The sequence below is a fragment of the Paenibacillus polymyxa genome, assembly GCF_018614975.1.
Classification (GTDB): domain Bacteria; phylum Bacillota; class Bacilli; order Paenibacillales; family Paenibacillaceae; genus Paenibacillus; species Paenibacillus polymyxa_E.
Genome location: NZ_JAGGNR010000018.1, coordinates 74875 through 100937, shown reverse-complemented (window position 1 = coordinate 100937; position 26063 = coordinate 74875). Strand labels below are relative to the sequence as shown.

18 protein-coding genes are annotated in these 26063 nt (G+C 48.7%); 14 read left to right on the top strand and 4 right to left on the bottom strand.

Annotation, left to right across the window (positions count from 1 at the left end; translation table 11 throughout):
* Window positions 1-42 precede the first annotated feature (42 nt).
* The 5 genes from J7E78_RS17100 (at window position 43) to J7E78_RS17080 (ending at window position 6255) form a co-directional block, all read left to right on the top strand.
* Window positions 43-1833 (top strand): sensor histidine kinase, encoded by a 1791-nt coding sequence (locus J7E78_RS17100; RefSeq protein ID WP_215077418.1) that lies wholly within the window; start codon window positions 43-45, stop codon window positions 1831-1833.
* A complete protein-coding gene (locus J7E78_RS17095) occupies window positions 1830-2939 on the top strand; it encodes a response regulator (RefSeq protein ID WP_251035102.1) in 1110 nt (369 codons plus the stop codon). The genes J7E78_RS17100 and J7E78_RS17095 overlap by 4 nt, the downstream gene beginning before the upstream one ends.
* 147 nt (window positions 2940-3086) lie before the next feature.
* Complete coding sequence (locus tag J7E78_RS17090) at window positions 3087-4367, top strand: ABC transporter substrate-binding protein (protein WP_215077417.1); 1281 nt, start codon at window positions 3087-3089, stop codon at window positions 4365-4367.
* A gap of 179 nt (window positions 4368-4546) precedes the next feature.
* Window positions 4547-5431, top strand: coding sequence for a carbohydrate ABC transporter permease (locus tag J7E78_RS17085; RefSeq protein WP_215077416.1), 885 nt, complete (start codon window positions 4547-4549; stop codon window positions 5429-5431).
* A complete protein-coding gene (locus J7E78_RS17080; RefSeq protein ID WP_215077415.1) occupies window positions 5428-6255 on the top strand; it encodes a carbohydrate ABC transporter permease in 828 nt (275 codons plus the stop codon). Before J7E78_RS17085 ends, J7E78_RS17080 begins: the two co-directional genes overlap by 4 nt.
* A gap of 295 nt (window positions 6256-6550) precedes the next feature.
* Here J7E78_RS17080 and moaA read toward each other — a convergent pair whose 3' ends face one another.
* Window positions 6551-7552 carry a GTP 3',8-cyclase MoaA gene (moaA, locus tag J7E78_RS17075; protein ID WP_017691896.1) on the bottom strand — a complete coding sequence of 334 codons (1002 nt, stop codon included), beginning with the start codon at window positions 7550-7552 and terminating at the stop codon, window positions 6551-6553.
* A gap of 119 nt (window positions 7553-7671) precedes the next feature.
* Entirely contained in the window at window positions 7672-9897 is a 2226-nt protein-coding gene (locus tag J7E78_RS17070) for a methyl-accepting chemotaxis protein (protein WP_311517645.1), read from the bottom strand.
* A 610-nt stretch (window positions 9898-10507) separates the two neighbouring features.
* Between J7E78_RS17070 and J7E78_RS17065 the strand changes: the two genes are divergently transcribed.
* The 7 genes from J7E78_RS17065 (at window position 10508) to J7E78_RS17035 (ending at window position 18567) form a co-directional block, all read left to right on the top strand.
* Window positions 10508-11875 (top strand): aspartate aminotransferase family protein, encoded by a 1368-nt coding sequence (locus J7E78_RS17065; protein WP_215077414.1) that lies wholly within the window; start codon window positions 10508-10510, stop codon window positions 11873-11875.
* A gap of 32 nt (window positions 11876-11907) precedes the next feature.
* Window positions 11908-13197: a M20 family metallo-hydrolase gene (locus tag J7E78_RS17060; RefSeq protein WP_215077413.1), complete on the top strand. Its 1290-nt coding sequence runs from the start codon at window positions 11908-11910 to the stop codon at window positions 13195-13197.
* 4 nt (window positions 13198-13201) lie between these two features.
* Window positions 13202-14083 carry a nitrilase-related carbon-nitrogen hydrolase gene (locus tag J7E78_RS17055; protein WP_215077412.1) on the top strand — a complete coding sequence of 294 codons (882 nt, stop codon included), beginning with the start codon at window positions 13202-13204 and terminating at the stop codon, window positions 14081-14083.
* Between the two features lie 49 nt (window positions 14084-14132).
* On the top strand, window positions 14133-15500 hold the full coding sequence (locus tag J7E78_RS17050; RefSeq protein ID WP_215077482.1) for an NAD(P)-dependent oxidoreductase: 1368 nt from the start codon (window positions 14133-14135) through the stop codon (window positions 15498-15500).
* Window positions 15501-15602: 102 nt separating this feature from the next.
* Entirely contained in the window at window positions 15603-16898 is a 1296-nt protein-coding gene (preA, locus tag J7E78_RS17045) for an NAD-dependent dihydropyrimidine dehydrogenase subunit PreA (RefSeq protein ID WP_215077411.1), read from the top strand.
* Entirely contained in the window at window positions 16895-18340 is a 1446-nt protein-coding gene (hydA, locus tag J7E78_RS17040; RefSeq protein WP_215077410.1) for a dihydropyrimidinase, read from the top strand. Before preA ends, hydA begins: the two co-directional genes overlap by 4 nt.
* Window positions 18340-18567 carry a hypothetical protein gene (locus J7E78_RS17035; RefSeq protein ID WP_062836929.1) on the top strand — a complete coding sequence of 76 codons (228 nt, stop codon included), beginning with the start codon at window positions 18340-18342 and terminating at the stop codon, window positions 18565-18567. Before hydA ends, J7E78_RS17035 begins: the two co-directional genes overlap by 1 nt.
* 16 nt (window positions 18568-18583) lie before the next feature.
* Here the strand turns inward: J7E78_RS17035 and J7E78_RS17030 are convergent, their stop codons facing one another.
* On the bottom strand, window positions 18584-20260 hold the full coding sequence (locus J7E78_RS17030; RefSeq protein ID WP_311517644.1) for a PucR family transcriptional regulator: 1677 nt from the start codon (window positions 20258-20260) through the stop codon (window positions 18584-18586).
* A 546-nt stretch (window positions 20261-20806) separates the two neighbouring features.
* Between J7E78_RS17030 and J7E78_RS17025 the strand changes: the two genes are divergently transcribed.
* Entirely contained in the window at window positions 20807-21307 is a 501-nt protein-coding gene (locus J7E78_RS17025; RefSeq protein ID WP_215077409.1) for a hypothetical protein, read from the top strand.
* A 71-nt stretch (window positions 21308-21378) separates the two neighbouring features.
* Window positions 21379-21888 (top strand): VanZ family protein, encoded by a 510-nt coding sequence (locus J7E78_RS30050; RefSeq protein WP_397330590.1) that lies wholly within the window; start codon window positions 21379-21381, stop codon window positions 21886-21888.
* Window positions 21889-22805: 917 nt separating this feature from the next.
* Here the strand turns inward: J7E78_RS30050 and J7E78_RS17015 are convergent.
* Window positions 22806-26060, bottom strand: coding sequence for an efflux RND transporter permease subunit (locus tag J7E78_RS17015; protein WP_215077407.1), 3255 nt, complete (start codon window positions 26058-26060; stop codon window positions 22806-22808).
* Window positions 26061-26063: the final 3 nt, after the last annotated feature.

Here is a 26063-nt window from a genome sequence, read left to right as displayed (position 1 = left end):
TGCTGGGGCGTTTGTCTATTTTAGCTCAGGAGTGGATGCGCTGTGTTTACCGAATGTTATCGGAAGCTGATTGATCCTTTCAAACGCAGCATTCGCAATAAATTGATTCTTACCATGACGCTGCTGGCTGTTCTGCCCGTCATTGCCATGACCGCCATGGCAGCCGAGAATACCCGCTCTTCCATGGAAGAGGAGATTATGGAGACCAACCGAGCCAATATGAACTGGGCCTCCATCTATCTGGGTGAACAGTTCGCCCGCATGAATAATATTATTTATTCGATTCAGATCAGTGACGAATTGCATCAATATCTGGCGTTGAACCAGGAAGCGCCGGCAGCCAGCCGATTCGATGAACAGAAGGCCATGTTTAATATGCTCAACAGTGTATACTATTCCGCTGGCAATTATGTATTTGGCGTTGAACTGTATCTGAAGGAATTGGACACCCTGTTCACCTTCAACTCCATGGATTCTCGCATCAAAGCGGTATCGGAAATACCGGAAGATTATCATGAACTTTTTGCACAACATAAAGATTTTACGATTATCAATGATCCGGATGATCCGCAAAAGTTTCACATGACCCGCAGCATGAATCGGTTCGAGGATCAGGCACAGATTGGGGCCATCAGTCTGGAGGTCAAGTGGGCTGAGTTCAACCAGACCCTGGAGCTGCTGGATAGCCGGGGAGACTATGCGGTATACATTGCTGACAGCATGGGCAGTCCGGTCTATCAGCCAAATCAAGAGATTCAGCCTTCTACGGAAGCACTGGAGAAATTGGCAGGCACCAAAGAAAGTTCAGGCTTCATTCGTACAGCCAAGGAATACGTATTCTTTCATTCCATTGAGCCGTCAGGACTGCGTGTGATCAAGATTGTACCTGCCCATGTCGTTAACGAAAGTGCCTTGGAAACGATGAAATACGGATTGGTTGTGGGTGGCCTGGCCACCGTCATATCTGTGGGACTAGCTGCGCTGGTGGCCTGGCGTACATCAAAGCCTATTGTCAGACTGGCCAATTCCATGAAGGGTATCCAACTGATTAAGGACAGAGAAGTGGTACGAAGCGGCCGGGTAGATGAGATTGGTCTGCTGGAGAAAAATCTGCACGGCATGGCTAGTCGTATCCGGGAACATATTCGCGACAACTATCTAATGAATCTGGAGAAGCAGACGGCCGAGCTCAAAGCACTGCAATCCCAGATCCATCCGCATTTCCTGCAAAATACACTGCAGATGATTGGTGGCATGGTCTACTCGCAAAAACCGGCAGACAGTTACAAGGTCATTCGAGCCTTGAGCGAGATGTTTCGTTATATTGTGCGAGCGCCGGACGGACTTGTGCCCCTACAGTCTGAACTGGACCAGCTGGAGCATTATATGCTGATTCAGAAGCAGCGTTTTGGCGGCAAGCTTGAAGATGCACTGGAGATTACCGGAGAACTTCGGGCGTGTTATATTCCCAAGTTGTCTTTGCAACCTATTGTGGAGAATGCATTTTTGCATGGTCTGGAGAAGAAACCGGGCGAATGGAAGCTGGGCATTGAGGTCGTTTGTGAACCTGAAGATGTAACCATTCGAATTTGGGATAACGGTGTGGGTATGGATGCTGAGAAACTAACGGAGATGCAGTCTAGGCTGGAGCGACTTACCTGGGAGGCCGATCGGGTGTGGAGTTCGGGTACAAGTATTGGACTGGTCAATGCGGCCTCACGAATGGTAATGCATTTTGGACCTGAATATGGGATGAGCATAGAAAGTGAATACGGACAGGGGACAAGCGTTACGGTACGAATCCCCTGCAATACAGGAGGCGAAGCCTTATGAACAAGGAACTGTACAGAGTGCTGCTAGTGGACGATGAACCGTGGAACCGGGATATTTTGCGCAACCTGGGAGATTGGAATGAACTCGGCATGACCGTTGCAGGTGAGGCAGAGGATGGTGAGCAGGCCATACAACTGGTCAAGCAGCATCAGCCTCACATTATCATTACGGACATGCGCATGCCCGGTACAGACGGTGTGGAACTGTTACAGACGCTGAGCGGACAGTACCCACAGATCAAGGTGATCGTGGTGAGCGGATATGATGACTTCAATTATGCAAAACATGCGATTCGCCATCGGGCCGCAGATTATCTGCTCAAACCGGTGAATCCGGATGAACTGAATGGTGTACTGGCCAAATGTGCAAAAGATTTGGAAAAGGCTGAATCTACGCCTGAATCATGGGAATCATATCCTTCTGCGTTTGCTGGTGAGTTCTCCCTGTTTCAGCAGCAGGCTCGCTTGCGGTTTAATGACCTGAACGTTCAGAGTCTGCGGGAATGGTTCCAGCAATTACAGCAGAAGCTGGAACGATGCGAGATTAACAGACCCCGGCAGCTTGGAAGGGTGGCTCATGAATTACAGGCTTTGCTGGATGAGTTGTGCGTCTCCAATGGCTTGTACGAGCGGCCCGAAGCAACGGCGCTACCTCCTGCGGCTGCACTGGCTTCCATCGAATCCACGATCGCATGGATTTCGACTCCGTACTATCAGGCTTTGGAGCAGCTCATTGCGCAGCGTAAGTTCAAGAATAAGCTGAACATGGACGAGGTGAAACAATACATTGAGCAGCACTGTATGGAGATGATTACCCTGGAGCAGCTCGCCCAGATCTTTTTTGTCAGCAAGGAATATCTCAGCAAGGTATTCAAGAAAGAGTATGAGGTGAATGTGACCGACTATGTTGTCCAGTTACGCATGACACGAGCGAAGGAATGGGTGATGGATAAACAGATTCCGTTCAAGCATATTGCCGAGATGGCGGGTTATGAGGATGTGTCCTACTTCTATCGGGTATTCAAGAAACATTTCGGAGTTTCCCCGGGGGAGATGCGGAAGGGACAACCTCGGTTATCAGGCAATTCTGGCAGTAGCACGGAATGAGTCGTTTAATAGAGCATTTGCGGCAGGATTAAGGTTTAAAATAATCCAATACACAAGTCTAATTTTGTCCAATGAAGCGCCTTCATTATCTAATATATAATGAGCCTATGAAAGACAAACCAGTTACACACCGGGAGGTCATAAGAGATGAAAGTATGGAAAAGCGTAGCAAGTGCGGTACTGGTCAGTGTTCTGCTCGCAGGTTGCGGTTCCAATGCAGGAACGGACAATGGGCAGGAGGAATCGGCGTCAGGCAGCACGGTATCACTCAAAGTATTCGTTGCACAACCTCGGCTGAAAGAACATTACGATAAATATATAGAACAGTTCAAAGCCAAGGAGAAAGCAGAGAAAAACATTGAAGTGAACGTGCAACTGGAGATGCCGCCTGCGGACAATGCACCTCAGATTCTGAAGACTCGTCTCGCCTCCAATGATGCACCGGATGTGTTCGCCCTGCATGCCGTCAATGAGATCCCACCATTCAGCAAAGCTGGTTATCTGGAAGACCTGTCGGGCCAACCTTTTGTCGATAAGCTGCTGGATTCGGTGAAACCTTCCATAACGGATGCGGAGGGCAGAATCGTAGCTGTTCCATTGGAAACAGTATCATGGGGCTATCTGTACAATAAAGATATTTTCAAAGAGCAAGGGCTGGAAGTGCCAACGACTTTAACGGAAATGAAAGCGGTCGTGGAGAAACTCAAAGCAGCCAACATTACACCGTTTGAACTATCCTACAAAGAAGCCTGGATTCCGCAATTATTCCTGCCACTTACCGTGGGTGCATTAACTCAGTCTGAGCACAAAGACTTCGTGGAGAAGATGAATCAGGATCAGGGCTCCTTCTCCGATATGAAAGCATTGTTCGATATCTTCGATCTGGTTAATGCCAATGGAACGGACAAAGCGCTGGAAGTGGGCGGAGATGATGGTTCAGCAGCCTTCGCATCAGGAAGCGCCGCGATGTGGATTCAGGGACCATGGTTTGCCGAAACCATTCTGAAGTCCAACCCGGACTTGAACTTTGGTGTAGCACCAATGCCGATCAATGACAATCCGGATGATACCAAAATCAATCTGAGCACCTCCACTTCATTGGCAGTATCGTCATCTAGCAAAAACAAAGAAGTGGCACTCGATTTCGTGAACTACATTCTCGATGACAAGGATTCAAGTGCATTCTTCGAAGCACTCAAGTTCAATCCGATTGCCAAGATCCATGACTTCAAGAGCTTCCCGTGGGTAGACGATGCCCAGAAATATGTGAGTGAAGGTAAAGCTTATGAGGACCCATCCCTCCCTCAAGCGGTGAAAGACGAGTCAGGCAAAGCGTTGCAAGGCTACTACTCTGGGCAATTAAATCAACAGCAGGTTATCGATGCGCTCGACAAGGCGTGGAAATCCTACAACAAAGTCAACAAGTAAGGAGCTGTGAGGAATGGAGTATCCGCTTTTGTTGGCAAATCTCAACGGTCTGAGAGTTTTGTCAACAAATTAGCGGTACTTTGTTTCGTCACAGTCTCCAAGCAGATGATACGGCAGGCAGAACGTTCTTCGTTCCCTCGTTTGCAATCATCCGCTTCGAGTGAAAAGGGGGAGAACCAATGGCTACGAATGTGTTCAAGAAGTATCTGTCACTGCTCGCGTTCACTGCGCCTGCCTTTGTCATTTATGCGATTTTCCTGCTGTATCCCACGTTTAGTGGCATGTTCTATAGTCTGACGGATTGGAACGGACTCAATCAGGGTTACAGCTTTATCGGTCTGGGCAACTTTGTGGAATTGTTCAAAGAAGATCCCGACTTTCTGAACTCCCTGTGGTTCACGATGAAATATGTAATATTTATGCTGATTCTGCAAAATGGAATTGCCTTGCTGCTCGCTGTGTTGATTGAGTCACGAACGCGCAGCAAAGGGCTTTTCCGGACGCTGTTCTTCATGCCTAACATGATCAGTACAATCATCAGTGCTTTCATGTGGACCTTCATCTTCTCTCAGGTGCTGCCACAGCTCGCAGAGAAACTGGCCTTTTCGTTCCTGGACCAGCAATGGCTGGGTGATCCGAAGTTTTCATTTTACTCCATTCTGATCGTATCGCTCTGGAACGGTGTAGGGTATATGATGATCATCTATCTGGCTGCTCTCCAGGGTGTACCAAAAAGTCTCAAGGAAGCGGCTGTTATTGATGGGGCCAACGCATTCCAGGTACTGCGCAATGTGGTGTTGCCGATGATTACTCATGCCGTGACCATCTGTTTCTTCCTGACGCTGAACGGAGCATTCAAAGTGTTCGAAGTGGTGTATGGACTGACGGGTGGTGGACCGGGCCGGGCCACGCAGGTTATCACGATGAACATCTATGAAGAAGCGTTCTCCAACAACTTCAGATACGGCTATGCGAGTGCCAAATCGGTTGTGCTGTTCATCATCGTACTCATCTTTACACTCATCCAGATCACCGTCATGAAGAAGAAAGAGGTGGAAGCATGAGGATGCAACGACTGAACCGTTATCTGATTCGACTGCTGCTGATTCTGGGTTCTCTCGTCGCCATGCTGCCGATCTACATGGCGGTGGTGAACTCTTTCAAAACACAGGGTGAGATGTTCCAATCCTTTATCGCGCTGCCAACAACGTTGCACTGGGAGAATTATTTGGACGCGTTTAACAAAATCAATCTGTTGGGCAGTTCGATGAACTCGGCAATTGTATCTTTTCTGGGGATCGGGGGAATTGTTTTCTGTGCCTCCCTTGCGGGATACAAGCTGTCACGTACCTCTGGCCGCTTGAGCAACCTGATCTTCTTCCTGTTTGTTGCGTCCATGCTGGTGCCGTTCCACTCGATCATGATTCCGCTGACACGGGTAGCCAAAGGCATGGGTGTACAGGGAAGCACATACGGATTGGCCCTGATCTATATCGGGCTTGGTGTGAACATGGCAATCTTCCTCTATCACGGGTTTGTGAAGTCCATTCCGCGTGAATTGGAAGAATCAGCTCAGATGGACGGATGTAATGAGTTCCAGACGTTCTTCCAGATTATCTTCCCGCTCTTGCTTCCGATCACAGTCACCATCGCGATCCTGGACTTCCTGTGGATCTGGAATGACTTTTTGTTGCCACTGCTCATGCTGACCGATGTGAATCGGTATACGCTGATTCTGTCTACGAACATGCTGTTTGGTGAATATAACAAAGAATGGCCGTTGATTCTGTCATCGCTGGTACTGACTGCGATTCCCGTTATTCTGATCTATGCGTTCTTCCAAAAGTTCATCATGGAGGGCATTGCGGAGGGTGCGGTAAAGGGGTAAAACAGTTGAAGGAATGCCTTATCTTCGCCGGTAACTACGCGCTTTTGGTATTCGAACACACTTTCGAAATTACGCTAACAGCCTTGATCTGAAGGACATGGTCCTTTAGATCAAGGCTGTTTTCTTTTGAAAAATAAAACTCCCCGTAGCAGTAACGCACGGGGAGTTAGAAATGGATGCTGAACTTGGTCATTCATGTATTCCTAGTACAACGTTCTATTTCACGTTTCCAGCAATGAATGCTGATTCACGTAAAGGTATACAACGCCAGCATGCATCATCCATGAAACACGTGCTATCCGCCAATCTGGGACATGCGGCGTACCGTCGGTGTATGAGATTGCATTTTTTGTTCCAAAGCCAGAGCCATCTCATGATTCTTCGGTTTCGTACCCAGTGCTTTGAGGAAGAGTGCCGCCATGGCATCCGGATCATCCACGAAGCGGCGAACATTATACTCATCCGACCAGTACAGGCAGGCTTTAATATGTCCGTCAGCGGTCAGCCGAAGTCGGTTGCAATTGTCACAGAAGTGATCGCTTACGGGATGAATCAATCCAAATGTGCCTTCGGAGCCCGCAATTTTCATATTGCGTGATGGGCCATTGCCCGCAGGGCCTGTTGTATTTTCTACCGTCCAGCCTGCTTCAGCACATACATCAGTCACGGCTTCCAGCGGCAAATAAGATTTGCGCCATGAATCCGAAGCCTGTCCAATCGGCATATATTCAATAAAACGCACATGAAGAGGTTGATCAATCGTCATTGCAATAAAATCTTTGATTTCATCATCGTTGATACCCTTCATCAGCACAACATTCAGCTTGATTGGAGCAAGGCCAGCGGCAGTTGCAGCTTCAATGCCTTTCAGCACCTTGTTCACATCTCCGCCGCGGGTAATCATGGAGAAGCGATCAGCGCGCAGGGAATCCAGACTGATGTTAATCCGGTTCAACCCAGCATCTTTCAACGCCTGAGCTTGTTTGTCCAGCAGAAGAGCGTTGGTAGTCAGGGCAATATCGTCAATCCCGTCAATTGCCGAGATCATGCTGACGAGCTTGTGCAGATCCTTCCGTACCAGCGGTTCACCCCCCGTGAGCCGAACTTTACGCATGCCCATCGGAGCAAGCACTTTCAGCACCTGTGCAATCTCTTCGTAGCTCATAATCTCATCATGTGGAGCAAACTCCATACCCTCTGCGGGCATGCAATACACACAGCGTAAATTACAGCGGTCCGTAACAGAAATACGGATGTAGTCATGTATCCGGCCAAATGAATCCTGAAGCAGTTCCATGCAGACCACCCTTTCATCGGTTCAGATTGGAAATCTTCTATTATAAATGATACGACAAATTCAAAAGGAACAGTTGCATCAAATTTTAGCTATTTCTCCAATCCGCGTCAACGATGACGTCAGATGACAGTATTTTTGGCGGGGTGATTCAGATGGAATTGTCCCACGAGTTGTTGCAAAAATACCGTAATGGCTTCCACGTTATGCGAAGCATGCTGAACCTGCAACATGTCATGGATCAGCTCCATCATCTCTGCTTCTACCTCAGCAGAAGTCGCCCGATTTTGATGGCTGATTGCAGCAATATTCTCCATCAGCATGACCACTTGATCCACGACTTGAGTGCGCTCAGGTTCTTCAGCGGTAGCATTTTGCAGAAGTTGTGAAGCGGCCTGAACCAGTGTAGTTCCTTCAGCCAGCACCTGATCACCCTCTGTGATTAATTGGGATGCAGCTCCTGCTGCCGTTGAGATTCGGTCCAGAATCTGATGAATATTTTCAGTAGAAGAGCGGGATAACTCGGCCAGCTTACGGATTTCCCCTGCCACGACTGAGAACCCTTGGCCATGTTCGCCCACGCGTGCAGCTTCAATGGTGGCATTCAGAGCCAGCAGGTTGGTCTGAGCTGAAATTTCATCAATGACAGCCAGTGCACGGTAAATTTCTTTCATTGTGTCCATGAAGGACAGGATGGTACGGTTGGTATCCGATACCGCTCCTGAGATTTGTGTCATTTTGTCACCGATTCGTTCCACTTCCTGCTGGGCCACGCCGATCTGTTCGGTTGCAGAGGTCTCCAGTTGTTGCAGCGTTATGCGCATGTGATCGGCAGCGATCTTGGCCTGATCGAGATCTTCCAGTTGGGTGCGAATGGCCTGAATCATCGAACCAAGCTTGTGGTTCACACGTTCAGTCGTACCCTGGGTTGTCTCTGTTGAAGTTCGCATCTGATACTGGTTGTCCATAACGTCTACCGTGGCAAGTTGTACCTTCAGCATAATGCCTTCCAGAGAGTCAATCATGTTGTTGATCCACTTCGCCAGTTCGCCTGATTCATCTTGGGCAAAAGCAGACGTGTCCAGGCGTTGGGTCAGATCACCTCTGCCTTCGGCGTTAATTCGAATAAATCGGCTGATGCGGCGTAAGTCTTCATGAACCCGTCGATATTGGCTGCGATGCAGCTGTAATGCAGTGAAGAATCCTAATAACACATTAAAAGCGGCCATTGCTGCTGCGCTCCAACCACTACCAGTGAAGGCATAGACAAGGGAGGCTCCTGCAATGCCTGACAAGAGCGTGAAGAAACTGTGCTGCTTGAACTGGCGCCAGCCGATGCTTCGGATCCGATACACTTCCTCCAGATCCCCTTCACACATCATACCCCAGCGATCAGGACAGTGTGGCAGCTGGAAGGTGATGCCTTTGCCGATCACAGAAATATGGCGGTAATCCGAGTAGCCGGGAAAAGCTACGAACAGATTGGAACCATTCTGAATGGTATTTGCTACTCCGGGGTGCAGTTCTCCGGTCGACGGATCAGTGAACATGAGTTCCAGCTCGGTGTGCTCCTTAACGGAAACGATACCCCATTCGGTGGTGACACCATCTTTGAGATTTTCCCCATGTGTAAAAGTACGATCCTCGAAGCGGCTTCGAGACAAGGCAGTGCCGGGCTGTAGATGGGGCCGTAATTTCGACTCAGCCATAAAGAGATAGTTGTCACCGGAGTCGGGATAGATATGGCCTGATTCTCGTTGAATCAGGTCACCCAGGACATCCCCGGGAACACGGCTGCATAATGAACCAACATATCGACCTTCCTGTAGAATTGGGTTGATAAACAGCAAGGTGACATCATCGTGAAAAGCGGACGAGCGTGGTCCAATATCCAACGTCAGTGGATCGGAATAAGGGCCATACAAACACTTTTTCCCATGAATATCTGCTCGGGAGTAACTCAATCCTGGTCCAATCAAAGCTTCCTGATCTTCATAGATCTGTCCAATATGTTTCTTATATGTAGAGAATACCACCTGATTCTGTTCGTTCAGCATGAATAGCTCCGTACTGTCAACGGCTCGAATATAACTGGCTTGAAACCATGGATCTAGTTTGCTTCGTTGCTGTGCACCTTGTAATACATCCTCTAATTGGACCGACTGTAACTGTTGGAGCAATCGATCCAGGTGGTTCCATTGTTCATCTGCCCAGTCCATCATAAGCTGCCTTCTCGTTTCGGCAATTCCCTCAAAAATCTGTTCCACATCTTCCTTCATATGTGCGTTCAACCGATACGATCGCCACAGCGACAATCCTTTTCTCCATCCCAGCCAATCAAACATCATGACCACCCCGATTTCTGGATTTGAAAGCTTCGTTCTACTGGATTCCACCCTCTCTATTCAATCTTTATACAAGAAAACGAACAAGAATACGAGGGGATATGTCATATTTTCCGAATATTTAATCAATAAATACAAATGAACGTGCGCTTGTTGTTAGGTGAAATGTACGTTAGCTATCTACGAAGAAAGCTCACATGTATGTATCTGAGAATCCGTCTCATTTTACATTGTGTAACATGAACAGGCCCATACTCAAAACACACTGTATAATGTAATTCCCGCCCAAAGCGATATAGTATTATCTAACAAGCAAAACCTGTTACGTTCGTGTATATAAACCTCCCATTCAGCCTCGGTGTGCAATGAAAACAACTTCCCCATAAAGGAGAATGCCCATGTCCTCCATGTCCTCAGCCACAGTCCCCGAAGCCTGCCATATTGATGTTGATCATGTGTCCGTTATCTTTGGGACCTGGAAGAAGCGGTGAAATAAGCGTGGACGAACATTTACACGAAAACGAAGAGTGCAGAACCAATCTGAAGATGGTACTGCAATCGGAGTGGCGAGTGTAAAGTCTGTAGGTCCAGCTTAAAGAGAGGAGGATGACGAATGAGTTCTGTGGATCAGCAGCCGCTTGGCGGTACGAAGGAAGAATGGCTGGAGAAGGATCGCAAATACGTATGGCATCACATCTCGCCTCATAACGATCATCCGATGATTGCGGTAAGTGGGGAGGGCAGTTGGATCACTGATCAGGAGGGTACGCGTTATCTGGATGCGATGTCCGGACTGTGGTGTGTGAATGTGGGGCATGGCCGTGAGGAGATTGCGCGGAGTGCCTATGAACAGATGAAAGCACTCGCTTATGTACCGATGACGCAGAGTCACGAACCGGCGATTTTGCTGGCAGAGAAGCTGAATGAATGGCTTGAGGGGGAGTATCGTATATTCTTCTCCAACTCAGGTTCAGATGCCAATGAGGTGGCTTTCAAAATAGCCCGTCAATACCACCATCAGAACGGTGAGCCTACTCGTCACAAATTCATTTCCCGTCACCGTGCCTATCACGGTAACTCCATGGGCGCACTGGGCGCCACCGGGCAAGCCGCCCGCAAGATCAAATACGAGCCGCTCGGCGTAGGTTTCTCTCATGTTCCACCACCCTATTGTTACCGATGTCCGTTTGGACGAAACAAGGATGGATGCGGACTCGAATGTGCAACCATCTATGAAGAGGTGATTCGTTGGGAAGGTCCTGAGACGGTTGCCGCAGTAATTATGGAGCCAGTGATCACCGGGGGCGGCATGATTGTCCCACCGCTGGATTACATGCGTACCGTACAAGAGATCTGTCAGCGCTATGGCGTGTTGCTCATTGTAGATGAGGTAATCTGTGGTTTTGGCCGCTCAGGGCAGAAGTTTGGTCATCAGAACTATGGTGTGCAGCCAGATATTGTGACGATGGCAAAAGGCATGACCAGTGCGTATTCACCGCTATCGGCAACGGCCATGCGAGCCGATCTGTATAACACGTTCAGGGAACCCGGCCCGGATGCGCATTTTCGCCATGTGAATACATTTGGTGGTAATCCGGTGTCCTGCCGAGTTGCACTGGCGAATCTGGAAATTATGGAACGAGAGAATCTCGTCAGCCGCGCGGAGGAACTGGGATACCTGCTTCGTGAGAAGCTGGAACCTCTGCTGGAGCTGTCCATTGTGGGGGATATCCGTTCATTCGGATTCGCCTGTGGGATTGAGTTGATTGAACCAGACGGTTCTCCTGCGGAAGCGGATAAAGTAATGAAGGTACTCGCCAGTTGTAAAAGGGATGGCATCCTGATTGGCAAGAACGGTGATACCGTGCCGGGGTTTGCTAACATTTTGACGATTTCCCCACCTTTTGTCACCACCGAGGATGAGTTGGATCTGATCGCCGGAAGTTTGCTCGTTGCGCTACGTAGTCTGGACGCAGGTTAACGTGATAAATATACGCAAGGAGGCGAGGGAGGATGCAGAGCACAACAGGCAAACTCATTAATCAGCTTCGGCTGAATGAGCGAATTGAGCAGTTGTCACAGATTGGCCGAATCGCGGAGACGGGTGTCTGCCGACTTGCCCTGACGCCGGAAGATATGGATGGCATCATTCAGGTTCGTCTCTGGATGGAAAAGGCCGGTTTGACGACGCGACTTGATCCGTTTGGCAATCTGATTGGTCGTCTGGAAGGTGCGGATCAGGCGCTGCCGATCCTCATGATTGGTTCCCATATCGACTCTCAGCCGTATGGCGGTCGATATGATGGAGCAATCGGTGTGCTTGGCGCACTCGAAGCCGTGCAATGTCTGATCGAAAATGGCATTCAGCCCCTTATGACGATTGAGGTAATTGCCTTTTGCGATGAAGAGGGTTCCCGTTTTAACAAAGGGTTGTTCGGCTCACGCGGTATAACTGGTCAATTGGAAGAGGGAGAACTGGAGCGTCAGGATAAAAACGGAGTGACCCGCCGGGAGGCGCTGGAGGCTTTCGGCTGTTCTCCATCGGATTTTGAAGAAGCGATCTATCCGCCAGGTTCCATAGGCAGTTATCTGGAGCTGCACATTGAGCAGGGGCCGGTGCTGGAAGCGTTGAATGCACCTGTAGGTCTGGTGACGGGCATCTCGGGCCCGCTGTGGCTTACGGTGACGATGAAAGGCATGGCGGGTCATGCCGGCTCTGTTCCGATGGGGATGCGGCATGATGCTTTGGTAGGCAGCGCCAAAGTCATTGCGGCTTTTGACGATATGGTGAGAGAAGACCCGGAAGTTCCAACCGTAGGTACGGTGGGTAGTCTGAGGGTGTTTCCAGACTCCCGGAATATCATTCCGGAGGAAGTAAGCTTCACGGTTGATTTACGAGACATGGAGATGGAGCGCAGGAACCGGCTTGAAGCCCGATTGATGAACATGTTGGATGACGTGAGTTCCCGATATGGTCTAACTTACTCGCTGACAGAGGATACGAACAGTGAGCCGCGGTATTGTGCAGAGCCGATCATGTCGGTGATTCGTTCATCCGCGGAAGAGATCGGAGTGCCTTTGCCAGAACTGATGAGTGGCCCGTTCCATGATGCATTGGCCCTGTCGGTTGTGTGTGATTATGGCATGATCTTTGTTCGCAGCAAGGACGGCATCAGTCATCATCCCAGCGAATATTCCTCGCCAGAGGATATTGGGCTCGGCACGGAAGTGTTATATCGCACCATTCGGAGGATGTGCAGTGGAGTGAACAAACCAATCATTTTACCCCAGGAGGCGTTGTGACGTTATGGGCAAAATCAGCATCGGATTAATACAGGCTTCTCATGAGATTGAAGGTTCGGCTCCCGTTGAAGTGCACAAAGAGGCTGCGGTTAAGAAGCACATTGCGCTGGTCCGTGAAGCTGCTGCAAGAGGCGCCAAGATCATCGGGTTGCAGGAAGTATTCTATGGGCCGTACTTTTGTACAGAGCAGAATCCAAAATGGTATGCATCCGCTGAACCGGTGCCGGAAGGACCAACGACCAGACGGTTTCAGGAGCTGGCGAAGGAGCTTGCAGTGGTGATTATTTTACCCGTGTACGAGGTGGAGGGCATTGCTTCGTATTACAATACGGCAGCTGTCATTGATGCAGATGGTACGTATCTGGGCAAATATCGCAAACATCATATCCCGCATGTGGAAGCAGGTGGGGGTACGAATGGGTTCTGGGAAAAGTATTATTTCAAACCAGGTAACCTCGGGTTTCCGGTATTTGATACGGCCTACGCCAGAGTCGGCGTGTACATCTGTTATGATCGTCATTTTCCGGAAGGGGCACGATTGCTCGGGCTAGCGGGGGCAGAGATTGTGTTCAATCCGTCCGCTACGGTTGCGGGTACATCGGAATATCTGTGGAAACTGGAACAGCCTGCTCACGCGGTAGCTAACGGCTATTATGTTGCAGCCATCAACCGGGTCGGTATGGAAGCGCCATGGAATATGGGTGAATTTTATGGACAGTCGTACCTGGTCGACCCGAGAGGCACAATGGTAGCGATCGGCAGCCGTGATCAGGATGAGGTCGTTATTGGCGAGATGGATACGGAGATGATTCGTGAGGTACGTAATGTATGGCAGTTCTACCGTGATCGCAGGCCGGAAACGTACGAACAGCTCGTTAGTCTGTGAAGCAGCTGGAGGTTAGCCAGGATCAAACTTCAGGAGGTGCATGACATTGATGAACAGTTCAGGAACAACGTTATCCGATTATGGGTGGGAGAATCGTTTTGCTGAGATGAAACCGACCATGACAGGCAAGGAAGCGATGGAGGAGTCAAACCGCTGTCTGTACTGTTACGATGCACCTTGTATCAAGGCCTGTCCAACCGATATCAATATCCCTTCGTTTATCAGCAAAATATCAACAGGGCACCTGAAAGGATCGGCTCGCACTATCATGGATGCGAATCCGGTTGGAGCCAGCTGCGCACGTGTATGCCCCACAGAAGAACTGTGTGAAGGCGCATGTGTGCTGAACGAATCGTCGAAGCCGATTCGAATAGGTGATTTACAGCGTTACGCCACCGACTGGGCCCGGACGAAGAATGAGCGGTTATTCCAGGCGGCACCTGCCAATGGGAGAACCGTCGCTGTTGTAGGAGCTGGACCTGCGGGATTGTCAGCGGCACGTGAACTGGGGCGTGCAGGATATGAGGTGACGATCTATGAAGCCAGATCCAAAGGCGGCGGGCTGAATACGTATGGCATCGTATCCTTCCGTTTGCCCGAATCGGTTGCGCTATGGGAAGTGGAGCAGGTAGAAGCGCTTGGTGTACAGATCCGTTATGGAGTGCGCATCGGTGTGGATATCCCTGCTTCGCAGTTGCTGGAGCAGCATGAAGCGGTCATTCTGGCTTGTGGCATGGGTTCAGTACCTATGCTGGGCATAGAAGGGGAGACACTGGAAGGTGTCTACGATGCAATTGAACTGGTGGAGTCTACCAAGCAGGGTGTTCCGCCCGCGCTGAATGGTCTGAAGGTCGCCGTTATTGGCGCGGGTAATACGGCGGTAGATGCCGCGATCTGTTCGGTACGTCTTGGTGCGGAGCGGGTGCAGATGTTATATCGGCGCGGGCAAAGCCAGATGACGGCGTATGCGTTTGAATATACTTTTGCCAAGCAGGAGGGTGTGGAGTTCCGCTGGTTTACTATGCCGCAGCGTATCATTGGAGATGAGAACGGTCGGGTTCAGGCTGTAGAATGCGTGAAAATGGAGCTGGTTACCCCGCCTGGCGGTGGGCCTGCATTGCCTGTGCCTGTCAAGGGATCGGAGTTCATGATTGAATGTGATACGGTCATCCGGGCGATTGGACAGCATCGTTTATTACCACTAATCGAAGCGTTTGGTCTGCGTCATCACTGGGGTGTCGTTGAGATCGAGCCGCATACGTACCGTACCTCGCATCCTCAGGTCTATGCGGCAGGAGACGTTATTTTTGGTCAGGGTCAGGGTGAGGCGATGGTTGTCTCGGCTGCACAGCAGGGTAAGCTGGCTGCTGCCGCAGTTATGAAGGCGTTGCCTGGACAGGTGGAAGAGCCGGCATGAGCAGGCGCTATGCAATGCACGGGTAATAAATTGTATGTGTAAGTATCTTCTGTGCCATAAGCAGCAGACTACAAGTTCAAACAACACCAAGGAGGGATCGTTATGGCAGACTTATCCATTAATCTGGCAGGTATTCGATCACCCAATCCATTCTGGCTGGCTTCTGCACCACCGACCAATACAGGGTATCAGGTTCAGCGTGCGTTCGAAGCGGGTTGGGGGGGTGCGGTGTGGAAGACACTGGGTGAGCCAATTATCAATACATCCTCGCGTTTCGCGGCGGTTCATTTTGGTGGACAGCGGGTGGCGGGGTTTAACAATATTGAACTGATATCGGATCGTCCGCTGGAAGTGAATCTGAGGGAGATTGCCGAGACCAAGAAGCGATTCCCGAATCGCGCCGTTGTTGCTTCACTCATGGTGGAACCTACGCGGGAGAAGTGGCATGAGATTGTGAAAAAGGTGGAAGCCGTCGGCGTCGACGGTCTGGAGCTGAACTTTGGCTGCCCGCATGGCATGGCTGAACGTGGTATGGGAGCCGCCTCTGGTCAGCAACCTGACCTGGTCGAACTACAGACGATGTGGGTGAAGGAAGTGGCGACCACACCGGTAATCGTGAAACTTACGCCGAATATCACGGATATTACGGCGACCGCCCGGGCAGCCGTACGAGGCGGCGCGGATGCGATCTCCCTGATCAATACCATTAACTCCCTTGCAGGTGTGGATCTGGATTCGTGGAATACCGTGCCGCATGTAGGTGGCAAAGGAGCGCATGGTGGATACTGTGGTCCAGCGGTGAAACCAATTGCTCTGAACATGGTTGCCGAGTGTGCGCGTAATCCAGAGGTGGGTGTGCCGATCTCGGGTATTGGTGGCATATCCGACTGGCGGGACACAGCAGAATTTTTGCTCATGGGCGCTACAGGGGTTCAGGTATGTACCGCAGCGATGCATCATGGATTCCGCATTGTGGAGGACATGATTGATGGGCTGAATGATTATTTGGATGAAAAGGGTCTAAGCAGCGTAGCAGAACTGGTCGGTCAGACGGTTCCGCGTTACTCGGATTGGGGCAATCTCGATCTGAACTACAAAGTGGTCGCTCGCATCAACCGCGATGTCTGCATCAATTGCAACAAATGCCATATTGCTTGTGAGGACACCTCGCATCAGTGTATTGATATGTTGACCGACCCGTCCGGCTCCTATCTGGAAGTGGTGGAAGAGGACTGTGTTGGCTGTAATCTGTGTTCGATCGTGTGCCCAGTGGATGGGGCGATTGAGATGGTTGAACTTGTGCCAGAGCAGGAACCTGTAACCTGGAATGAACGTCAGTCTGCGATTGCGATGCTGCAATCGGTTAGAGATCAATCAACCAAGGAGGCGATATCATGATTACCCGCAAATTGATTCGTAACGGTGTGTTGGTCACAGCGTCAGATACCTTTGAAGCAGATATTTTGATCGAAAAGGGTAAAATCATGCAGATTGCCATTGGGCTCATACCGGACGAACGAACGGAAGTCGTGGATGCAGCCGGCTGTTACGTCATTCCGGGCGGTATCGATCCGCATACGCATCTGGATATGCCATTCGGTGGAACGGTAACGGCGGATGATTTTGCGACGGGAACGACAGCTGCAGCCTTTGGTGGTACAACAACGATCATTGATTTCTGTCTGACACAAAAAGGCCGTCCATTAATCGAATCCCTCCAGGAGTGGCATGCCAAAGCCGAAGGTAAAGCCGCCATCGACTACGGTTTCCATCTCATGATTGGGGAGATGAATGATCAGGTGCTGGAGGAGCTGCCGCAGATCATTGAAGAAGAGGGTGTGTCATCCTTCAAGGTGTTCATGGCATATAAAAACCAGTTTCAGGCCGATGACGGGATTCTCTTCCAGACGTTGCAAAAGGGAAAAGAGTACGGCGCACTTGTCATGGTTCATGCCGAGAACGGGGATGTCATTGACCTGCTGGTTCGACAGGCGCTCGCCGAAGGGCGCACGGACCCGATTCATCATGCGCTGACTCGTCCATCCATGCTGGAGGGAGAAGCAACAGGGCGTGCGGCCCGTTTGGCTGCACTGGCGGATTCACAGCTGTATGTGGTGCACGTGACCTGTGCGGAAGCGGTGGAGCAGATCGCGCGTATGCGTGAAATGGGCTACCGAATCTGGGGGGAGACCTGTCCTCAGTATTTGACGTTGGATCAGTCGATTATGGATCAGCCAAACTTCGAGGGTGCGAAGTATGTCTGGTCACCACCGCTGCGGGAAGCAGCGCATCAGGAAGTGCTGTGGAATGCATTGAAAAGCGGTCAACTGCAGACAATTGGCTCCGATCATTGTTCTTTTAATTTCAAAGGGCAGAAGGATCTGGGGAAGGATGATTTCAGCAAAATTCCTAACGGGGGGCCTGTTATTGAGGACCGGCTTAGCATTCTGTATTCGGAAGGTGTAGTCAAGGGGCGGATCACGCTGAATCAGTGGGTCGATCTGTGTTCGACAAGAGCGAGCAAGTTATTTGGATTATTTCCGCAGAAAGGGACTCTGGCCGTAGGGACAGATGCGGATATCGTTATTTTTGACCCATCTGTAAACAGGGTGATCTCGGCAGATACGCATCATATGAACGTGGATTACAGCGCATTTGAAGGCATGCAGGTACAGGGTTGTCCGGTGACGGTGTTGTGCCGTGGGGAATATGTCATTCGAGATCGGCAATTTGCCGGAATGGCAGGGGCGGGGCAGTATGTGAAGCGTGCTAAATACGATGCAGGTGCACCCGTACCGATGAAACAGCCTGTAACGGCAGTGAATGGAGGGAGAAGCTGATGTCGGATCATGATGTGTTTGAAGCGGAGAGGATCGCCATAGAGCGAATGGTTGCGCAGGGTTATCGGATCTATGCGGTACGGGAACATCTGGAGGGTGCTCACGTCATATGGGGGCACCCGGATCTTCCCGAAGAGAAACAAGAGCAATACGTAGGCACAGCGTCTGGACGGAAATGGTTCAGTCACATCCTGATTCGCCAGCTTCAGGAGCAGCGGGGAGCTTAGCATATGCTGAAGATCTTCATGCGATCGGGCCGTGTACGTACTCATAGGCATAGAGTGCAAGTTCGAGCGCTACCCGCTTCTCGGGGAGGATATAGTCTTCTCCCAGAAGGGCTTCGATTTTGTCCAAACGGTGATATAGCGTCTGTCTAACGATATATAGCGCGGTGGCCGTTTCTTGCTTGGAGCAGCACAGGACCAAATATTGCTTGAGTGTGCGCAGCAGCTGACCTCCTTTCTCTACATCGTAACGGATGAGCGGCCCCAGATATTCTTCGATGAAATCATCCAGATTGCCACTCTGCTTCATACTGGCGATGATGCGGTAACAATGAAGATTACTGTAAAAGGGCTGCTGCATCACCCCGATGTCCTTCTGAATTCGCAGTGTCTCCTTCGCGGATTCCAGACTATCCTTGAGACGGGAGAGGTCTGTGCAGTTATGACCGATACCGATCAGGCCTGAGAAGAGGCAGTGGGTCTGTTCCTGCTCGTGCTGCTGCAACTGTTCGATACAGCGCCAGAGACTGCTTTTGCGCTGAGATCCGGATAGTGGGTCGAGAATGATAAGAATGATCTGGTGGTTCAGAACGGTGCTGTAGAGGGTGAAGTTCTCCCGACCGAACACGGAACGGGCGACGATGTTGCGTTGGATCAATAATTTCTGAAGTTTAAGACTGTCTGTGTATGCGGGGTTGCTGTCGAATAAGATTATGGTGGCTTTGCTCGTTGCGAGAAGGGGATTAACGTTAGATACATATTCATGGATTTCCTTCGTGGAGTGATGTCCGTTAAGCCAGTCAATGACCCACATATCTTCCTTGTAGCGGCGTTTCTCTTCCATGTATTTGGTTCGCATCCAGTCCTGGGCAATCGCGGCCGCGCAACGTTCCAGTGCCTGAATGACGAATTCATCCGAAGGTTGGATTGGTATGCTTGAATCGTGATCCGCCAGTTCTTGGTGCATGAGTACAAGATCCGCAAAGGTGTAGTCCAACGCCTGAACAGGCATACTGATCACATCCAATGTGATCTCCGTGTATACTTTTAACGCTGTAATATCCTCTCCCGCCAAATGTCCTCGCTGCAAAAACCAATCCTGCCGACGAGTCTCCAGCTGCTCTGGAGGGCAGTAGGGAACGCTACTCGCTTCCCCTTCAAGTGGATATAATGCCACAGCACATCCGGTTGTTCGTGACAATAATCGAAGCAAAGGTTGTACGCCATCTCCATTCAGAAGAAGTTGGTTAAAGGAGGTGGTGAGACTATCGAGTTCAGCGATCATCCGCTGATGACTGCGAATCAGGGTGAAATGCAGGTCTTGCGTAATATCGATATAACGGACTTGTTCGTGGAACCAGATCAGCGGGAAATCCGCGGCAACTGCAATGTCCTTCATGGCACCGAGCTGCGATTTGGTGTGGTCTCCCAGCTCCATGCATAGTCCAGCAGCCCCGCGTGCAATTAACTGACGCAGAAAAGACAGACCTTGCTGCTCACCTTCCTGCCAGCCAATGCCTGTCGTCAGCACCAATTCCCCACCGTTGAGCAAGTCCCCTACCTCGGGAACCTCCATGATATGAACCCAGCGTACATACCGCTCCAGCGCACGATCACTGGCCAGGACTTCTGCCTTGCGAAACACGGGACGTTTTAACATGTCTCTAACTGTAATATGAAGCGTTGTCTCCCCCACACAACCACCGTCCTTCCCCAATAACATGTGATCTATCTGGAGTCTGGAATCTATCATCTTGCATAATTAATCCATATTATAATTCCATTTACAGCTGATGGGCTGAAATCTAACGTTAATTTGTTTCAAATGACAAATGAATCTGTGCTTTTTGTGATTTTGATTAAATTGAAGCATTTCTATGTCAGTCTATGTGACGCATATGCATATTCTGGAACGTTATTCAGCAAGAAGAAACCACATTAAAAAAGTTTTTTAAGCGGCGTTGGCATTAAACTGTTTGTTCCAGGAGGAAGGTGCGTAATATGGATTCACTCGGACATGAAGATCAGATAGATCGTAGGATCTTTTTGCGTATGTATAGGACAAACAATATAATTTCACCAAATCCGATAGCATCGGTAAATAAAGACACTGTTGGCAATACGATGGTAGTTATTTTTTGGTTTTAATGTTTATATATGTATATACTATATAGGTATATATTTACATCAAAATCTTTAAATGGTATATTGTGTATATATAATGTAATTAGGAGGAAATAAAATGAAAAAATTAGTAAGTAGTTTAGTTGCAGGTGCTCTTTTGTTATCTTTATCAGCAGGAGCGGTATCTGCCGATACGAGTGTACATAATCTTCAAACGGCACCACCTGCAAATATAAATGTAATCACTCCAATGGGTGCTAACGCGCCAGGTAGTAATGCGTCAATTCATGACTTGTCAGTAAGTAGCTATAATTACCAAGTTAGTGAGGTTGGTGCACAAGTTTACACTGATAAATGGATAAAAGGATCTTCAAAAATGAAAGTTACTGTCACGAATGTGAAAAATGTAGGAGAGACTCCAGGTAGCTTGAGCGGAGTGACAATTACAGTGTATAATGCTAGTAATCAGGCAGTAGCATCCGGTAACATTAATCCTAATACAACAAGCTCTATCACATTTTCAGGTTTGAGTTCTAGTAATAAATATTACGTAGAATTTTCTGTACCTAGAAGTGGATTGAAGTTTGCTTTTAATGGCACTATATCTAGTGCACAATAACCAACTATTTTAAAAAATGGGAGTCAGAAATCTGACTCTCGTTTTATTTTATTTATTCAAAAAAAGAAAGTGTGATAATAATTATAAAAAAGATCATTGTTACTACATTTGTGATCTATCTACTCGGACTAGTTAATTTTGTTATAGTGAAATTCTTTGGTAATTTTCATGTTGTTGAAAAGAGAATTGAAGAAGTGCTTCAACAACGAGAACGTTATGGAATATGGAACATTTCGATCGAACCCTTCCGATCAATATCTGCTTCAGTACATTCTTTCATACGTGATCCAAGTTTAGGAGTAGTGACTCAATTTTTTATTGGAAACATATTGATCTTTATCCCTTTAGGATTTTTGTTACCTTTACTATATAAAAGATATTCTTTCACCAAAGTAATGCTTACTTCATTGGGTATCATTGTTAGTATTGAATTAATTCAATTTGCAACCTGTCTAGGTATTGCAGATATAGACGATGTAATTCTAAATATGTTTGGTAGTGGATTAGGATACCTAATTTTCATTTTAACTGAGAAATTGTTTGCTATCAGAAAAAATTATCTCGGCTCTCATAGTTTTTAAAATGACTCCAACAGACTTATATGTTGGAGTCATTTTATTTTAGGTAAATAACTGTACTTGTAAATAATCACTTTAATAATTTGGAAGTCTAAAAAGCCTACAAGTATCCATATACTGTGTCAGTGAAACATCTGTGCTTAGAAAAGCCTTCATATCCTGGGGCTCAAAACCTTCCCCCTCTTTCCAACACAACAGCATTGCGGCGTTGTCCAAAAGAATGTGCTTTCCTTCATAGCGATATACCCGATAAGCGGCGGAGCCGATGGTCACTAGATTGGTATCCGATTTCGAAATATAAGAAGCAAAACTTTTGAGCGATTACCAAAAACGAAATGCGGTTGGTTTCCAAGCCACTAATGTCATGAAATCCTTGCTTGGTATTGGTTTGAAGCACCGAAAACGTTTGATACCATGAGTCCATCAGTACGTAGGCTTGGCACATGGACATAGGAGCGGCCTGCATCATCTCGCAAGCCAGTGCAATTTTTCTCTTCCTTTCGGATCGTAACTTTCCGTAGCAAAGGGATACAGATCACCCGAACGAAGGCTTGGTTTTTTCATACATGATATCGTCGAGAATCACAAAAATCGGGCTGTGATGTTGCTGAGCGCTCTCTGTAATCTGATGAAAAGTCATAGGTTTAAGGTAAGAAGTGTTCCAGTGTTTCTTCAAATACAAATTCCGTCTTTAAGTGAGATAAGAAAGACTCAATACAAGCATTGTCATAGCAGTTCCACTTCGATAATGGCTTCCTCTAATAATCTGGCTTTCGCTCTTAGTCCTATCCTTCTTCCACTCGCAGACGAACGGCCTCTTCTTCGTTTCCTCACTATATCGATTAAGCTAACAAAAATCCCCTCCGGTATCCAGTGTTTGAGTTCACTGTCTGCCATGAGGGGATAATAGTATTATCTAATTAATCTTCAATTCTTTTCTTTTTAAATTTCATCAGAAACTCATACACAATCGGTACGATAACCAGTGTGAGCAGCGTGGAGCTGATCAGACCGCCGATAACGGTGATTCCGAGTCCTTTGGAGATGATCCCCGCACTCTCTTCGAGACCCGTTACCAGTGGCAACAGGGCACCGATGGTCGCGAGAGCGGTCATCAGAATTGGACGCAGACGAGTTGCACCGGCTTCCAGCAAGGCTTCACGGGTAGGCATACCCTCTTTTTCCTTGTGAATAACACGGTCGATCAACACGATGGCGTTGGTGACTACGATACCGATGAGCATCAGTCCACCCATCATGGCGGAGACGTCTAGCGTACCACCCGCGATGAACAAACCTACCATAATACCGATAACTGTAAATGGCAGGGAGAACAGGATTGCAAATGGTGCCAGTCCGCCGCCGAATGTAACAACGAGCACAAAGTATACAATGGCGATGGCTGCCAGCATGGCGAGACCCAGTTGAGTGAAGGTATCATTAATCTGTTCGGTTGTACCGCCGAACTTCACCTCAACGCCATCAGGCAGATCCAGTTTGTCGATCTCGGCCTGCAAGTTACTCGAGGCTTTCGTTACATCCGAAGCCAAGATGTTGGCTGTAACTTGTACAACAACCTTACCATCAATTTGCATGATGGAGTTCGGGGACGTACCTTCTTCCACTTTGGCAACATCTTTGATCGGTACTTCGATGCCAAGCGGTGAAGTGACGGTTTCATTCTCAATCTCTTTAATGCTGCTGAATGATTTGTTGTCTGTCTCTACATATACTTTGTACGTTTTGTTATCAATATCGACTTCCGTAAGCACAGGACGTTCCCGTACCGGGCTGAGCGTCATAGCCAGTTGGCCTGCAGTCAGGCCTAGGGAACTCAATTTCTCCTGATCTGCCACGAGCGTATACTGCCCGTAGGTGTCAGCGAGTGTTGTGTCTGCTTTTTCAAAATTATCCTTATCCGCTTCAACCAGTTTCAGAATTTCATCCGATACAGGTTTGAGTTGCTCTACATTATCGCCATAGATGGAAAGGCTCAGACCACTGCCACCCAGACCGCCGGACATATCAAGCTCACTCCAGGTTCCTACGGTAACTTCCTTCTTCAGACCTTCGACAAGCTGTTCTTTCACTTGAGTAAAGTCTTTCGTATCTTCGTTATATTCAATATAGAATAGAGCCGAGTTGGAACCACCGCCACCCATGCTGCTCAGTGGATTACTTCCGCCGATGGAATATTGCATTTTCTCCAGACCTGGTTGTTTCAGCAACCACTTCTCGGCAACGAGTGCTTCTTTTTCCACATCTTCACGCAAAGCCCCGGTTTGCGGACTGTACGTAATGGTCACATATTTATCCTGTTGTTCCGGCAGGAAACTTGCACCGATGAACGGGTACAGGAACAAACTGCCGACCAGCAGGATCACTGCGATACTGACCGTGATGAGTTTGTGTGATAGTGTCCAGTTCAGCAGGCGTTTGTAACCTTCCGCCATTTTGCCTGGTTTTTCTTCGTGATTCTGTTTGTTCTTCAACCCTTTACGGAACAGGGTATGCGCGAGCATCGGCACAATGGTAATGGCAACGAGCAGGGATGCCAGCAAGGCGAATACCATGGTCAGTGCAAATGGCGTGAATAACTCACCGACCATACCGCTTACCAATGCCAGTGGCAGGAATACAGCAATGGTTACGATGGTGGAAGAAAGAATTGGAATGAACATCTCGCGAGTTGCTTCGCGGACCAGTTCACGGCCTTTCAATCTCTCGCCTTTAAGTGTTAATCTGCGGTAGATATTCTCGATAACAACGATGGAGTCATCGACAACCCGTCCGATAGCAACCGTCATGGCACCCAGCGTCATCATGTTCAAGGTGATGTCCATCATATTGAGCGCAGTCAATGCCATGAGCAAGGAGAGCGGGATCGAGATAATGGAGATAATGGTTGAACGAATATTACGCAGGAATAGCAGGATGATCAGGATGGCAAACAAGGCGCCAAAAACGGCTTTGCCCAGCATCGTGTTCACCGAGTCCTGAATCGGCTTACCTTGGTCAAGCAGTACATTCAAATCTGCGTTTTTGAACTGCGTTTGCAATTCTTCCGCTTTGTCTTTGACTGCGTTAACGACATCAACCGTGTTGGCATCGTTGGATTTTACAACGGAAATACCGATCGATTCCTTGCCGTCTGTCCGGGAAATGGATTCCGCTTGACCGATGACTTCGATCTTGGCAATTTCACTTAGTTTTACAGTTGGAATGCCAGGCGCGTTGGCAGCACCTGAAGGACTACCTACACTGGCATTACCGCCAGCTGCTTGGCCTGCGGCCTGGTCTGTTCCTTGTGCAGAGTCAGGAGCTGTACCTTGAGCTGCGTCACCAGCCGCCGAGCCTTCACCAGCTGGTGCTCCAGAGCCTTGTGGCGCTGCGCCTGAACCATTGCCTGTGGAAGCATTGGCACCGCCGGGTACGACTGGAATGGCAAGGTTTTTCAGATCATCGATGTCGATGATGTTTCCATCTACGACAACGGCTTTCTGGGATTTATCCAGTTCAAACAGTCCAAGGGGCACACGAATGGATGAACCTTGAACGATGCCGTTTACCGTATCTTCGGTCAGGCCCAGCTCGGCCATTTTGGCTTGGTCAAACTTCAATTGAACTTCTTTTACATATTGACCGGACACCTGAACCTGAGCTACACCGTCAATATCTTCGAGTGCAGGCTGAATATCTGATTCAACCAGTCGTGTCAATTGTTCCAGGTCACCGCCGTCCTTGTCGGACAGGCTCAGAGATACAACCGGGAAAGAGTTAATGCTGAACTTGGAAATGGTCGGCTTCTGCACGCTGTCAGGCAGTTGTACTTCATTCAGTGCCTCACGAACGGTTGCAGTCGCGTTGGTCAGATCTGTTCCATAATCAAATTCGAGTGTGATCGATGCAGCATTCTCCATGGAAGTGGAGGTCACTGTCTTCACGCCATCTACATTGCGTAGTTTTACTTCCAGCGGCTTCGTGACATCTTCAACAATTCCCTCCGGTGCAGCCCCCGGATCAATGGCAGTGACATTCAGAAACGGTACGTTGATGTTCGGAATGGTCTCTTGCTTCATCGTGAGTCCGCTGTACAAACCTGCGAAAGAGATAATGATTGTCAGAATCCAGATCGCAAACTTGTTGTTCAGTGAAAAATTAATAATACCTTTCATACG